Here is a 13,323-nt window from a genome sequence, read left to right on the forward strand (position 1 = left end):
TGTATTAAATAATCGCCGTATGACATGACGGCACTGCGCGGCGCCAGCTTTGCGTTTTCGCAAACCGTCTCAAGGAGACACACATGTACGCTCAACTCGTCGAGACCGGCGTCAAGCAGGTCAAGTCCGCCGACCAGCTCGAGGGCGCGGAACAGGCCTTCCAGCGCCGCATTGACGATGGCGTGCGCATCGAGGCCAAGGACTGGATGCCCGACGCCTATCGCAAGACGCTGGTGCGCCAGATCTCGCAGCATGCGCATTCCGAAATCGTGGGCATGCTGCCCGAAGGCAACTGGATCACCCGCGCGCCCTCGCTCAAGCGCAAGGCCATCCTGCTGGCCAAGGTCCAGGACGAGGCCGGCCACGGCCTGTACCTGTACAGCGCCGCCGAGACGCTGGGCGTGTCGCGCGACGACCTGATCGACGACCTGCACAGCGGCCGCGCCAAGTACTCCAGCATCTTCAATTACCCCACGCTCAGCTGGGCCGACATCGGCATGATCGGCTGGCTGGTCGACGGCTCGGCCATCATCAACCAGATCCCGCTGTGCCGCTGTTCCTACGGCCCCTATGCGCGCGCCATGGTGCGCGTCTGTAAGGAAGAGTCCTTCCACCAGCGCCAGGGCTACGACCTGCTGATGCAGATGTGCCTGCACGGCACGCCCGAGCAGAAGGCCATGGTGCAGGACTCGCTGAACCGCTGGTGGTGGCCCGCGCTGATGATGTTCGGTCCCAGCGACGCCGATTCGCCCAACAGCGCCCAGTCCATGGCCTGGAAGATCAAGCTCTTCACCAACGACGAGCTGCGCCAGAAGATGGTGGACCAGACCGTGCCGCAGGCCGAGTACCTGGGCCTGACCGTGCCCGATCCCGATCTCAAGTGGAACGCCGAGCGCGGCCACTACGACTTCGGCGAGATCGACTGGAACGAGTTCTACGCGGTCATCAAGGGCAACGGCCCCTGCAATCGCGAACGCCTGGCCGCCCGCGTCAAGGCGCACGAAGACGGTGCCTGGGTGCGCGACGCGCTCGTCGCCCACGCCGACAAACAGGCGACACGCAAAGCCGCGTAGGGGGTGGGCCCACCCCCGAAGCGCTGCGCGCTCCCCCTCAAGGGGGCGTCGCTGCGGACCGGCAAAGCCGGCTCCGCGCGACCCGGATGGGGCGATACCCGGTTGCGGGTGAGAAGCCAGCAGCAGGAACAACTGATTTTCAGGCCTATTTTTTATCCATTGCAGACCAGGACGCGCGCCGCGCGCCCGGCACCGAGGACATCCATCATGAGCAAAGACTGGCCCCTGTGGGAAGTGTTCATCCGCAGCCAGCACGGCCTGGCGCACAAGCATGTCGGCAGCCTGCACGCGCCCGACGCCGAAATGGCCATCAACCATGCGCGCGACGTCTACACGCGCCGCAACGAAGGCCTGAGCATCTGGGTCGTGCGCGCGTCGGACATCTCGGCCAGCAGCCCCGGCGACAAGGATCCGCTGTTCGAGCCGGCCAACAGCAAGGTCTACCGGCATCCCACGTTCTTCCCGATGCCCGAAGAAATCAAGCACATGTAAGGCGGGAGGGGGAGACATGGACAAGCATTTTTTTGAATTCCTGCTGCGCATGGGCGACACCACGCTCATCCTGTCGCAGCGCCTGGGCGAATGGACAGGCCACGGCCCCATCCTCGAAGAGGATCTGGCGCTGACCAACACCGCGCTGGACCTGCTGGGCCAGGCCCGTATGTGGCTGACCCTGGCCGGCGAGGTCGAGGGCGCGGGCCGCGACGAAGACGCGCTGGCCTATCTGCGCGACGCGCACCAGTTCCACAACGCGCTGCTGGTCGAGCGCGCCAACGGCAACTACGCCGACACCATGGCACGCCAGTTCCTGTTCGACGTCTGGCACTACTTCCTGCTGCAGAAGCTGGAGCAGTCCGCCGACGAACGCGTCGCGGCCATCGCCGCCAAGGCGCTCAAGGAAGTCACCTATCACGTGCGCCGTTCTTCGGACATGGTGGTGCGCTTGGGCGACGGCACGGCCGAAAGCCACGCCAAGATGCAGGCCGCCATCGACGACGCCTGGCGCTTCACGGGCGAGCTGTTCTTTGACGACGCCGTGGACCAGGATCTGGCCGCGCGCGGCATCGGCTGTCTGCTGTCCTCGCTGCGCGAGCCCTGGGCCCGCCACGTGGCCGAAGTGCTGGGCGAGGCTACGCTGTCCGTGCCGGACGCCGCAGCCGCCGGCCATCCCGCCCATCGCGGCGGCCGCCAGGGCCGGCACAGCGAGGAACTGGGCTACGTGCTGGCCGAGATGCAATTCCTGCCGCGCGCCTATCCGGGAGCCAAGTGGTGAACGCCATGGCGCCCGTGTCCGCCGGCCAGGTCTTCGACTGGCTGCAGGAAGTGCCGGATCCGGAGATCCCCGTGCTTTCCGTGGTGGACCTGGGCGTGGTGCGCGACGTGAGCTGGGACGGCGAGACCTGCGTGGTCGTGATCACGCCCACCTACTCGGGCTGTCCGGCCATGCGCGAGATCACGCAGGACATCGCGGCCACGCTGGCGCGGCACGGCGTCGACGACGTGCGCGTCGAGACCCGCCTGGCGCCGGCCTGGACCACCGACTGGATGAGCGAGAAGGGCCGCGCCGCGCTCAAGGGCTACGGCATCGCCGCGCCCGCCGAGCGCGCCGTCGACATCTCCGGCATCAGCCGACGCCGCGCCGCGCCCGCCATCGAGTGCCCGCGTTGCGGCTCGCGCGACACGCGTCTGGTCAGCGATTTCGGCTCCACGTCGTGCAAGGCGCTGTACCGCTGCGTCGCCTGCCACGAGCCCTTCGATTATTTCAAGACCCACTGAGTGGTTGAGACAATGAGCCAGAACCAATTCCATTCCCTGAAGGTCGCCTCGGTCGCGCGCAACACGCGCGACGCCGTGGTGGTGACGTTCGACCTGCCCGAGACGCTGGTCGACGAGTTCGCCTTCCTGCCGGGCCAGTACCTGACCCTGCGCACCCAGCTCAACGGCGAAGAGCTGCGCCGCTCGTATTCGATCTGTTCGGCCCCCAGCGACAAGCGCCTGCGCGTGGCGATCAAGAAAGTGGACGAGGGCGCGTTCTCCAGCTGGGCCAACCATGAGCTGCAACCCGGCCAGACCCTGGAAGTGATGGCGCCGGCGGGCAATTTCACCGTCGATTTCTCGCCCGAGCAGGAACGCCATTACGTGGCCTTCGCGGTCGGCAGCGGCATCACCCCGGTGTTCTCGCTGGTCAAGACCGCGCTGTCGACCGAGCCCAAGAGCAAGTTCACGCTGTTCTTCGGCAACCGCGCCTCGTCGGCCGTGCTGTTCCGCGAGGAAATCGAGGACCTGAAGAACCTGTACATGGACCGCTTTTCGCTGGTCTATGTCATGAGCCGCGAAACCCAGGACATCGAACTGTTCAACGGCCGCCTGGACGGCGACAAGGTCGACCAGCTCATGTCGGCCTGGATGAGCCCGACCGATATCGATTACGCTTTTGTCTGTGGTCCGCAGACCATGACCGAGAGCGTGGTCGAGCGCCTGCAGGCCCGCGGCATTCCGAAGTCGAACATCAAGTTCGAGCTGTTCGGCGCGCCCAAGGGACCGCGCGCCCTGCGCACCGGCCAGGAAGCCCGACAGGCTCCCGGCAAGGGGCAGTGCGAGGTCACCGTGGTGCAGGACGGCCACAGCAGGATGTTCGTTATCGACAAGAACAAGGACAGCGTGCTGGATTCGGCGCTGGCGCAAGGGATAGAGCTGCCGTACTCGTGCAAGGGCGGGGTGTGTTCCACCTGCCGTTGCAAGGTCGTCGAGGGCGAGGTGGACATGGACGCCAACTTCGCGCTGGAAGACTACGAGGTCGCGCGCGGCTTCATCCTCAGCTGCCAGAGCTTTCCGGTCAGCGACCGCCTGGTCATCGACTTCGACCAGGAAACCTGAGCCGGCGTTCGCCAGGCCGACATCATTCATTTTGGAGAGACACAGTGTCAGAGCAATTCTTCGAGCGTCATCAGGCCCTGCTGGAACAGGCCATGGCCGCCGCCGCGCTGCGCGGCTACTGGAGCCCGTTTGCCGAGTCGCCCAGCCCGCGCAACTACGGCGAGACCGCCAATGACGACGGCCGCGCCGCCTTCGAGGCGCTGCGCGGCAAGCCCTTCCCGCTGGACCTGCCGGGCGCCGAAGGCAGCGTGGGCGGCGAGGCCTCGCCCTACGGCTTCGACCTGGGCATCACCTATCCGCGCGTGCCCGCCGCCAAGCTGGTGGCCGCGTCGTCCAAGGCGCTGGAACAATGGCGCCGCGCCGGCCCGCGCGCCTGGGTCGGCGTGTCGATGGAAATCCTGTCGCGCCTGAACAAGCTGAGCTTCGAGATCGCCTACGCGGTGCAGCACACCACCGGCCAGGGCTTCATGATGGCCTTCCAGGCCGGCGGCCCGCACGCGCAGGACCGCGGCTTCGAGGCCGTGACCTACGCGTGGCAGGAAATGTCGCGCATTCCCGGCATCTCGGTCTGGGAAAAGCCGCAGGGCAAGAACGATCCCATCCGCATGGAAAAGCACTTCACCGTGGTGCCGCGCGGCGTGGCGCTGGTGATCGGCTGCTCCACCTTCCCGACCTGGAACGGCTATCCCGGCCTGTTCGCCAGCCTGGCCACGGGCAACACCGTCATCGTCAAGCCGCATCCGGGCGCGATCCTGCCGCTGGCCATCACCGTGAAGGTGGCGCGCGAAGTGCTGGCCGAAGCGGGCTTCGATCCCAACGTGGTGCTGCTGGCCGCGCATGCCGCTGGCGATGACACCGCGCAGCAGCTGGCGCTGGATCCCGCCGTCAAGATCGTCGACTTCACCGGCAGCAGCGCCAACGGCAACTGGCTGGAAGACAACGCCCGCCAGGCCCTGGTCTACACCGAGAAGGCCGGCGTCAACCAGGTCATCATCGACTCGGCCAGCGACCTGAAGGGCGTGGCGCGCAACCTGGCATTCTCGCTGGCCCTGTACTCGGGCCAGATGTGCACGGCGCCGCAGAACATCTACGTGCCGCGCGACGGCATCCAGACGCCGGAAGGCCGCGTCAGCTTCGACGAGGTCGCGGGCGCCCTGGCCGCCGCGCTGGAAAAGACCACCGCCGACGCCGCCCGCGCGGTCGAGCTGACCGGCGCGATCCAGAACGAAGGCGTGGTCGAGCGCATCGAGAAGGCCCGCGCGCTGGGCCTGCCGGTGCTGGCCGATAGCAAGCCGCTGGTCCACCCGCAATTCGAGAACGCTCGCGTGCGCACGCCGCTGCTGCTGTCCGCCCAGGCCGGCAATCCGGCCATCGGCCAGGAGTGGTTCGGTCCCATCGCCTTCGTGGTGGCCACCGATTCCACCGAGCACAGCATCCAGCTGGCGCGCGACAGCGTGATCCGCCATGGCGCCCTGTCGCTGTCGGCCTACACCACCGACGACGCCGTCGCCGAGCGCATCCAGGACGCGGCCGAAGTGTCGGGCGTGGCCCTGTCGCTGAACCTGACGGGCGCGGTGTTCGTCAACCAGACCGCGGCCTTCAGCGATTTCCACGGCACCGGCGCCAACCCCGCCGCCAATGCCGCGCTGTCGGACTCGGCCTTCGTCGCCAACCGCTTCCGCGTGGTCCAGACTAGAAAACACGTGTGACCCCCCCGAAGCGCTGCGCGTTTCCCCCCAGGGGGCGCCGCTACGGACCGGCAGAGCCGGATCCGTGCGGCCCCGATTGTGTGAGACCTCGCTGCGATGGCGCCCGGCGCTATGGATGACTGACATGAGCTATCAAGATATTCAATTCGATCTGTCTGGCGGCATTGCGCGCCTGACGCTGAATCGCCCGGACAAGCTGAACAGCTTCACCGCCAACATGCACGGCGAAGTGGCCGATGCGATGACGCGGGTGGAGAACGAAGGCGCGCGCGTGCTGGTGCTGACCGGCGCCGGCCGCGGTTTCTGCGCCGGGCAGGATCTGAGCGAGCGCCGGCCCGCGGCCGATGGCACGCCGCCGGATCTGGGCGAGACCGTCGACAAGTTCTACGGTCCGCTGGTCCGCCGCATCAACGCGCTGCCCATGCCGGTGGTGGTGGGGGTGAATGGCGTGGCGGCGGGGGCGGGCGCCAATCTGGCTTTCGCCGGCGACATCGTCATCGCCAAGGAATCGGCCAGCTTCATCCAGTCCTTCTGCAAGCTCGGACTGATCCCCGACACCGGCGGCACCTTCGTGCTGCCGCGCCTGGTCGGCCGCGCGCGCGCGGCGGGCCTGGCGCTGCTGGGCGACAAGCTCAGCGCGAAGCAGGCGCAGGACTGGGGCCTGATCTGGCAATGCGTGGCCGATGCCGAGTTCGACGCCACGCTGGAGCGGCTGGCGCAGCATTTCGCCAAGGCGCCGACCAAGGGCCTGGCGTTCACCAAGCGCGCCCTGCAGGCCAGCCTGGCCAACGACCTGGCGACGCAACTGGACCTGGAGCGCGACATGATGCGCGAGCTGGGCCGCAGCGCCGATTACGCCGAGGGCGTGGCCGCCTTTCTCGACAAGCGCGAACCGCAGTTCAAGGGGCAATGATGAGCACGCACGTTCCCCAGCTCGATGTGCCGTCCGATCCCCAGGAACTGGCGCAGGCCGTCGGCGCCGTGATGTACGCCGGCGACGCGGCCTCGCAGGGCCTGGATATGAAGGTCGAGGAAATGGCGCCCGGCTATGCGCGCCTGACCATGCGCGTGCGGCCCGACATGCTCAACGGCCACAAGACCTGCCATGGCGGCTTCATCTTCGCCCTGGCCGACAGCGCTTTCGCTTTCTCCTGCAATTCGCGCAACGTCAGCACCGTGGCGTCGGGCTGCACCATCGACTTCCTGGCGCCCGGTTTCGAGGGCGACCAGTTGACGGCGGTCGCCCAGGAACGCTCGCTGGCCGGGCGCACCGGCGTCTACGACGTGACCGTCACCAACCAGGACGGCCGCAACGTGGCCATTTTCCGTGGCCGGTCCTATCGGATCAAAGGCCAGATCGTTGGAGTGCCTGCCGACGCCTGAGCGAGATTTCCCTTTATCCGATCACAGACTACCGATCACAAGACGCCGGCCGGGCCGGAAGCGGGCGCGCATGGCGCCCGCGGTGCCGTCCGCTGCCGTCAAGAGAGCATTCCAGGAGAGAGATACCATGTCCAACACCATGAGCAAGCCGGGGCTGGACCCCATCGAGCATGCCAGCATCGACGAACTGCGCGCCTTGCAGCTCGAGCGCCTGAAGTGGACGCTCAAGCACGCCTACGACAACGTGCCGCACTACAAGCAGGCCTTCGACGAGGCCGGCGTGCATCCGGACGACCTGAAGCAGCTGTCCGATATTTCCAAGTTCCCCTTCACCACGAAGAAGGAACTGCGCGAGAACTACCCTTTCGGCATGTTCGCCGTGCCGCGCGAGCGGATCTCGCGCATCCACGCGTCCAGCGGCACCACCGGCAAGCCGACCGTGGTGGGCTACACCAAGGGCGACCTGGACAACTGGGCCAACCTGGTGGCGCGCTCGATCCGCGCCGCCGGCGGCAAGCCGGGCGACACCGTGCACGTGGCCTACGGCTACGGACTGTTCACGGGCGGACTGGGCGCGCACTACGGCGCCGAGCGCCTGGGCTGCACCGTCATTCCCATGTCCGGCGGACAGACCGAAAAGCAGGTCCAGCTGATCAATGATTTCCGTCCGGACATCATCATGGTCACGCCGTCCTACTTCTGCAATATTCTGGAGGAACAGCGTCGCCAGGGGATTGATCCGCGTCAAAGTTCGCTGCGCATCGGCATCTTCGGCGCCGAGCCCTGGACCGGCCAGATGCGCGCCGACATCGAGGCCGAAGCCGGCATCGACGCGGTGGACATCTACGGCCTGTCGGAAGTGATGGGTCCGGGCGTGGCCAGCGAATGCGTCGAGACCAAGGATGGCCCGGTCGTCTGGGAAGACCACTTCTATGCCGAGATCATCAACCCCGACACCGGCGAGCCGGTGGCCGATGGCGAGCCGGGCGAGCTGGTGTTCACCTCGCTGACCAAGGAAGCCATGCCCATCGTGCGCTACCGCACGCGCGACCTGACCCGCCTGTTGCCGCCCACCGCGCGCAGCATGCGCCGCATCGGCAAGATCACCGGCCGCAGCGACGACATGCTGATCGTGCGCGGCGTGAACATGTTCCCGACGCAGGTCGAGGAACTGGTCCTGAAGATCGCCCAGCTGGCGCCGCACTACCAGCTGGTGCTGTCGCGTACCGGCAATATGGACGAGCTGGAAATCCTGACCGAGGTGCGCGCCGAGTTCTCTACGCTCTCCGACGCGGACCGCGCAGCTCTGGGCAAGCAACTGCAGCACGCGGTCAAGACGCACATCGGCGTCAGCGCGCGCATCCAGGTGTCGGACGCGGGCCATGTCGAGCGCACGTTGACCGGCAAGGCGCGCCGCGTGATCGACAAGCGTCCGAAGTAGGGCGCATCAGGCCTGGCGTGTATCCGGGCCGGTCCGGCCGGCGCCTTCCGGTTGGGCAAGGAAAAGAGCAGCCCCTCAGGGCTGCTCTTTTTTTTCGGGCGAGAGGATACGCGCGTCAGGCGCGGCCGGCTTCAAGGGCGGCCTGGCGCACGACGCGGCGATACCAGTAATGCAGCAGCGCGGCCGACAGCGCCAGTCCGGCCATCGCCATCAACCACATCGTGCCGGCGCCCTGGGGTGATCCGGGCGCGAGGGTCAGGCGCAGCCAGTCCAGCCCGCCCTTGCCGGGGCCGAAGCCGAACCACCAGCCGCCCACCAGGCCGACGCCGGCCAGCGCCACCGTTTGCAGCAGCAGCGGCACCACGGCGATCTTGTAGGCGCGCAGCAGGTAGGAGTTGATGCACTGCATGGAATCGAACAGGTGGAACAGCGGCAGCACGGCCAGCAGCGTGGCGGCCACCGCGGCCACTTCGGCCTTGTCGGTGTAGGCGGCCAGGATCAGCGGGCGGCCGATGAGCAGTACCGCGGCGGTGAGCAGGGCGCCCATCAGGCCGAGCGTCAGGCCGGCCATGCCGATGCGATGCGCCTGGTCCAGCTTGCCCGCGCCGATGGCCTGCGCGGTCAGCGCCGCCGTGGCCACGCCCAGCGCCATCGGCATCATGTAGCACAGCGCGGCCAGGTTGGACATGATCTGGTGCCCGCCAGTCACCAGCGTGCCTTCGCGGGCCACCAGCAGCGCCATGAAGGTAAAGGCCGAGACCTCCACCAGATAGGAGCCGCCCATCGGGATGCCCAACCGCAGCAGTTCCTTCAGCGACTTCCAGTCCGGCTTGCCGACGCGCAGCTGGAAGCGGCGGTAGTAGCGGTCGTGCGTGATGACCCACAAGCCCAGGCCGAGGCTGATCCAGGAAACCACGGCCGTGGCCATGCCGGCGCCGGTCGCGCCCATGGCGGGCAGGCCCAGCTTGCCGTAGATGAATACCCAATTGAGCAGCGCCTTGACGCCGATGGCGGCCAGGTTGATCGCCATCACCAGCTTGGGGCGCGACACCGCGGTGCCCAGCGCGTAGATGGTGCGGAACACCAGCGCCGCGGGCATCGCCAGCACCAGGGCGCGCAAATAGGAGGCGATGCGCTCGCGCACGTCGGGCGCGACGTCGCCCGACATGGACAGCCAGACATCGGGGAACAGCATCAGGATCGCGCCCACGACGGACAGGCCCAGCGCCAGCCAGACGCCCTGGCCCCAGCTGCGGCCGACCTCGGCGTTGTTGCCGGCGCCGAAGTGCTGGGCCAGGATGGGAATCAGCGCATGCACCACGCCCATCAGGCCGACGAAGATGGTGATGTAGATCGAGGCCGACAGCGCCATCGCCGCCAGGTCGGAGGGGCTGGCGTGGCCGGTCATGGCGGTGTCCAGCACGCCGAACGAGATGCCAGCCCATTGGCTGACCAGCACGGGCCAGGCCTGCCGGGCGATGCCGCGCAGCGTGGCGCCAAAGCCCGGGGGCCCCTGGTGAGCGGGCGTCATCGGTTGGGCGTGACGCGCAGCAGGCGGAACACTTCGTGGCGGTCGGCGCGGCGGCCGCCTTGCCACAGCACCTCGGCGCCGTCGCTGTAGGCCGCGGTGTTGTCGCGCAGGCTCTGGTTGGTGGTCTGTTGCAGCACCACCGTGCACTTGGAATCGAACGTGAACGTCAGATTGTTGAAGATCAGGAACGAGGCGCGCTGGCCGCTGCCCAGGCTCAGCCCGCGCACGCATTCGCCGGGACGCAGGTTCTGCTCCAGCGCCTGGGCCAGTTGGCCGGACATGGTGCGGTAGCTGCGCGCGTAGTCGACGGCGGGCTGCCACAGCAGGACCAGCAGGATCCAGGTGGCGGTCAGGCCGCCGGCGGACAGCACCGTGCCGCGCCACAGCGCCTGCGGCTTGACGCGCAGGCGCCAGACCACCAGCGCCACCCAGCCGATCGTGACCAGCAGCGCCAAGCCGAAGGCGACCCACGAAATCGACGGTTCATAGCCGGCGGTGTGGCGGCCGATGTTGCGCGACATCTGGGCGGGCCATTGGAAGTTCACCGCGACCCAGCCCAGCCAGGCCGTGGCCACCGTCAGCGAAAAGCACATGACGGCGAACCAGTCCAGCGTGTTCACCACGCCGCGGCGCAGGGTCGGCAGCGAGAACGCGCCCAGCACGGCGCAAGGCACGGCCAGCAGTGCGTATTCCGAATCGGACGGCTCGGCCAGCCCGAACAGCATCAGGGCCGAGCTGATCAGCAGCATCAGCGGCACCCAGATATGCGGCGCGTAGATCCAGGCGCGCCAGCGCCAGACCGCCAGCAGGGCGAGCGGCCAGGCGGGCCACAGATACCAGGGCAGGTCGCGCAGCGTGCGGCCCATGTCGGGCAGGTCGGGGCCGGCGAAGGAGGACAGGTTCCAGATCTTCCAGTTGCGGATCCAGTATTCGCTGCCCTGCGTGGCGGGGATCCACCAGGCCAGGATCAGCGCCGCGGTCAGCAGGACAATCCAGGGCAGCCAGCGCTTGCAACGCCACAATTGGCTGCGTGGATAGAAGGTCAGCAGCGCGCCGGCCATGATCGGAATCGCGCCGATCCACCCGCGCGTGAGGAAGCTGGCCGCCAGCGCGATGGCCAGCGTGGTCGCGCCGGTCAGCGGGCGGTCGATGCTGCGCGCCAGCGAATAGAACGCCAGCGCCTGGCAGGCCATGATGGCGGGGATGACGGTGGTTTCGTGCGTGCGCTGCAGGATGCCGACGGTGGCCAGCAGCAGCAGCAGGGCGGCGTCGGCGAGCATGCGGCCGTAGTCGCGCGGCGGTGGTTCGCCGCCAAAGGGCAGGGCCAGCGGCTGCGCCTCCGAACGGCGGCCCAACAGATAGGTGCCGTACCAGACGCTGGACGCGGTGATGCCGAACCAGAGCAGGTTGGGCAGGCGGCCTGCGGTGATGTCGCCGATGAACGGACCGAAGATCCAGATCGAGATCGCGCCGACCCAGGTGATCAGCGGGCCTTCCTCGGCGTGGGCCAGATGCCCGACCTGCGGCAGCAGCCAGGTGATGCCGCCTTCGCGTATGGCGGTGATCATGGTGGCCAGGCCAACCGCGTCGTCCGTTTTCCAGGGGTCGCGCATGAACAGGCCGGCCACGATATAGGCCAGCGCCAGGCCGAGCAATACCAGCCTTGGCAGTTTTGCGGTGGCCACGGACGTCAGCCGGGCCGGGGTGGAAATCGAAAGTGGGGACACGGGCGTTACTGTAACCGAGTGGCGGGCAAGCGCCAGCCTTTCAATGGCGGCCGAGCCGGGCGGGAGAAAAAAAAGCAGCCCGAAGGCTGCCTTTTTCGCTGTGGCTCCCGGGACGGGAGCGACAGAATCAGGAAGCGGACTTGACCGTGCCTGCGGTGCGCGCGAAGCGGGCGCGGAACTTTTCCACGCGGCCGGTTTCGACGATGCGGGTCTGGGCGCCCGTGTAGAACGGGTGCGATTCGGACGTCACGTCGCACTTGAAGAGCGGGTAGGTCTTGCCGTCCAGCTCGATCGTTTCGCGGGTGTGCACCGTCGAACGGGTGATGAACTTGCTGCCCGTTTGCAGGTCGGCGAAAACGACTTCGCGGTAGTCGGGGTGAATGCCTTCTTTCATGGTGCTTTCCTAGGGCTCGCGTGAGCCGCTTTCAAGAGTTAGGGTCGCCAGCCGAAGCGCCGCAATGACTGCCAGGCGCACGTTCAGCCACGTATCCGAAAAGTAACCCCGCATTCTAGCATGTGATTTCCGGCCCGCGCCAGCTCGAAAGCGGCGCGGGCGCGGTCTGGCGCCCTATAAGGGGACGGATTCAAGGCGGGCAGATCGCCGCTCAGAGGTCCGTGCGCAGCTTCCAGATCTCGGGGAACAGCACCACTTCCAGCATCTTGCGCAGGTAGTCCACGCCCGACGTGCCGCCGGTGCCGCGCTTGAAACCGATGACCCGTTCGACTGTCGTGACGTGGCGGAAACGCCACAGGCGGAACGCGTCTTCCAGGTCTGTCAGCTTTTCGCCCAGCTGGTACAGGTCCCAGTAGCGGTCCGTATCCCGATAGACCGTCAGCCAGGCCTGTTCGACGCCGGCCGAGGCCTGGTAGGGCTGGGTCCAGTCGCGCTGCAACAATTCGGCCGGCACGTCCAGCCCGCGACGGGCCAGCAGGCGCAGCGACTCGTCGTACAGCGAGGGCGTCTCGTAAGCCTGGCGCACCTGGGCCAGCAGGTCCTCGCGGTGCGCGTGGGGCTTGAGCATGGCCGCGTTCTTGTTGCCCAGCAGGAACTCGATCTGGCGGTACTGGTAGCTCTGGAAGCCGCTGGAACGCGCCAGGTACGGGCGCAGCGCCGAATACTCGGGCGGCGTCATGGTGGCCAGCACGTCCCAGGCGTGGACCAGCTGCTCCATGATCTTGCTGACGCGGGCCAGCATCTTGAAGGCCGGCTGCAGCTGGTCGGACGCGACGCAGCCCACGGCGGCGCGCAGCTCGTGCAGCATCAGCTTCATCCAGAGTTCGCTGGACTGGTGCTGCACGATGAACAGCATTTCATTGTGCTCGGGCGACAGCGGGTGCTGCGCGCCCAGCAGTTCGTCCAGGTGCAGGTAATCGCCGTAGGTCATGTCGCGCGCGAAATCGAGCTGCGCCTTTTCCTGGTGGACGATGTCTTCGGGGCGTTGGGGGGCGCTCATGCGTGGCCTCCCTGGCAGGGCGGCGCGGCGCGCCGGGCGGATGCGGGCAGGCTGCGCCAGTCAGGGGCGCGCCGGCGGGCGCGGCCGGACACCGCGCGCGGATGGAGTAGGTTTCCCATGGTCTTGCT

Annotated in this window: 13 protein-coding genes; 9 read left to right on the forward strand and 4 right to left on the reverse strand. The window is 67.4% G+C overall.

Features of this window, described 5'->3' with window-relative positions; genetic code table 11:
- The first annotated feature begins 83 nt into the window (after positions 1-83).
- The 9 genes from paaA (at position 84) to paaK (ending at position 8,483) form a co-directional block, all read left to right on the forward strand.
- A complete protein-coding gene (gene paaA, locus AC6LJ9_RS01865) occupies positions 84-1,073 on the forward strand; it encodes a 1,2-phenylacetyl-CoA epoxidase subunit PaaA (protein WP_212317711.1) in 990 nt (329 codons plus the stop codon).
- 207 nt (positions 1,074-1,280) lie between these two features.
- Entirely contained in the window at positions 1,281-1,565 is a 285-nt protein-coding gene (paaB, locus tag AC6LJ9_RS01870) for a 1,2-phenylacetyl-CoA epoxidase subunit PaaB (RefSeq protein WP_006388300.1), read from the forward strand.
- A gap of 16 nt (positions 1,566-1,581) precedes the next feature.
- Complete coding sequence (gene paaC / locus AC6LJ9_RS01875; protein WP_498146246.1) at positions 1,582-2,346, forward strand: 1,2-phenylacetyl-CoA epoxidase subunit PaaC; 765 nt, start codon at positions 1,582-1,584, stop codon at positions 2,344-2,346.
- Complete coding sequence (gene paaD / locus AC6LJ9_RS01880) at positions 2,343-2,849, forward strand: 1,2-phenylacetyl-CoA epoxidase subunit PaaD (RefSeq protein WP_212317715.1); 507 nt, start codon at positions 2,343-2,345, stop codon at positions 2,847-2,849. Before paaC ends, paaD begins: the two co-directional genes overlap by 4 nt.
- A gap of 12 nt (positions 2,850-2,861) precedes the next feature.
- Positions 2,862-3,950 (forward strand): 1,2-phenylacetyl-CoA epoxidase subunit PaaE, encoded by a 1,089-nt coding sequence (gene paaE, locus AC6LJ9_RS01885; RefSeq protein WP_498146247.1) that lies wholly within the window; start codon positions 2,862-2,864, stop codon positions 3,948-3,950.
- Between the two features lie 44 nt (positions 3,951-3,994).
- The gene (gene paaN / locus AC6LJ9_RS01890) at positions 3,995-5,659 is read left to right on the forward strand and encodes a phenylacetic acid degradation protein PaaN (protein WP_498146248.1); all 1,665 of its coding nucleotides are present in this window, start codon (positions 3,995-3,997) and stop codon (positions 5,657-5,659) included.
- Positions 5,660-5,783: 124 nt separating this feature from the next.
- Complete coding sequence (paaG, locus tag AC6LJ9_RS01895; protein ID WP_498146249.1) at positions 5,784-6,572, forward strand: 2-(1,2-epoxy-1,2-dihydrophenyl)acetyl-CoA isomerase PaaG; 789 nt, start codon at positions 5,784-5,786, stop codon at positions 6,570-6,572.
- Complete coding sequence (gene paaI / locus AC6LJ9_RS01900; RefSeq protein ID WP_212320303.1) at positions 6,572-7,042, forward strand: hydroxyphenylacetyl-CoA thioesterase PaaI; 471 nt, start codon at positions 6,572-6,574, stop codon at positions 7,040-7,042. The genes paaG and paaI overlap by 1 nt, the downstream gene beginning before the upstream one ends.
- A gap of 127 nt (positions 7,043-7,169) precedes the next feature.
- Positions 7,170-8,483, forward strand: a complete 1,314-nt coding sequence (gene paaK / locus AC6LJ9_RS01905; protein ID WP_212320301.1) for a phenylacetate--CoA ligase PaaK — start codon at positions 7,170-7,172, stop codon at positions 8,481-8,483.
- Positions 8,484-8,598: 115 nt separating this feature from the next.
- Here the strand turns inward: paaK and AC6LJ9_RS01910 are convergent, their stop codons facing one another.
- From AC6LJ9_RS01910 to kynA, 4 genes are all read right to left on the reverse strand, one after another.
- The gene (locus AC6LJ9_RS01910; protein ID WP_498146250.1) at positions 8,599-10,014 is read right to left on the reverse strand and encodes an MATE family efflux transporter; all 1,416 of its coding nucleotides are present in this window, start codon (positions 10,012-10,014) and stop codon (positions 8,599-8,601) included.
- Entirely contained in the window at positions 10,011-11,741 is a 1,731-nt protein-coding gene (locus tag AC6LJ9_RS01915; RefSeq protein WP_498146251.1) for an ArnT family glycosyltransferase, read from the reverse strand. The genes AC6LJ9_RS01910 and AC6LJ9_RS01915 overlap by 4 nt, the downstream gene beginning before the upstream one ends.
- Positions 11,742-11,868: 127 nt before the next feature.
- Positions 11,869-12,135: a type B 50S ribosomal protein L31 gene (locus tag AC6LJ9_RS01920; protein WP_498146252.1), complete on the reverse strand. Its 267-nt coding sequence runs from the start codon at positions 12,133-12,135 to the stop codon at positions 11,869-11,871.
- Between the two features lie 211 nt (positions 12,136-12,346).
- Positions 12,347-13,195: a tryptophan 2,3-dioxygenase gene (gene kynA / locus AC6LJ9_RS01925; protein ID WP_498146253.1), complete on the reverse strand. Its 849-nt coding sequence runs from the start codon at positions 13,193-13,195 to the stop codon at positions 12,347-12,349.
- Positions 13,196-13,323 lie beyond the last annotated feature (128 nt).

This window comes from Achromobacter sp. 1011811831 (assembly GCF_059760905.1).

Excerpts from the sequence above, each read along its gene's own strand:
- paaA (WP_212317711.1), top strand. The coding sequence starts at position 84 with ATGTACGCTCAACTCGTCGAGACCGGCGTCAAGCAGGTCAAGTCCGCC.
- AC6LJ9_RS01920 (WP_498146252.1), bottom strand. The coding sequence starts at position 12,135 with ATGAAAGAAGGCATTCACCCCGACTACCGCGAAGTCGTTTTCGCCGAC.
- paaC (WP_498146246.1), top strand. The coding sequence starts at position 1,582 with ATGGACAAGCATTTTTTTGAATTCCTGCTGCGCATGGGCGACACCACG.
- paaE (WP_498146247.1), top strand. The coding sequence starts at position 2,862 with ATGAGCCAGAACCAATTCCATTCCCTGAAGGTCGCCTCGGTCGCGCGC.
- paaG (WP_498146249.1), top strand. The coding sequence starts at position 5,784 with ATGAGCTATCAAGATATTCAATTCGATCTGTCTGGCGGCATTGCGCGC.
- paaK (WP_212320301.1), top strand. The coding sequence starts at position 7,170 with ATGTCCAACACCATGAGCAAGCCGGGGCTGGACCCCATCGAGCATGCC.
- paaI (WP_212320303.1), top strand. The coding sequence starts at position 6,572 with ATGAGCACGCACGTTCCCCAGCTCGATGTGCCGTCCGATCCCCAGGAA.
- paaB (WP_006388300.1), top strand. The coding sequence starts at position 1,281 with ATGAGCAAAGACTGGCCCCTGTGGGAAGTGTTCATCCGCAGCCAGCAC.
- kynA (WP_498146253.1), bottom strand. The coding sequence starts at position 13,195 with ATGAGCGCCCCCCAACGCCCCGAAGACATCGTCCACCAGGAAAAGGCG.
- AC6LJ9_RS01910 (WP_498146250.1), bottom strand. The coding sequence starts at position 10,014 with ATGACGCCCGCTCACCAGGGGCCCCCGGGCTTTGGCGCCACGCTGCGC.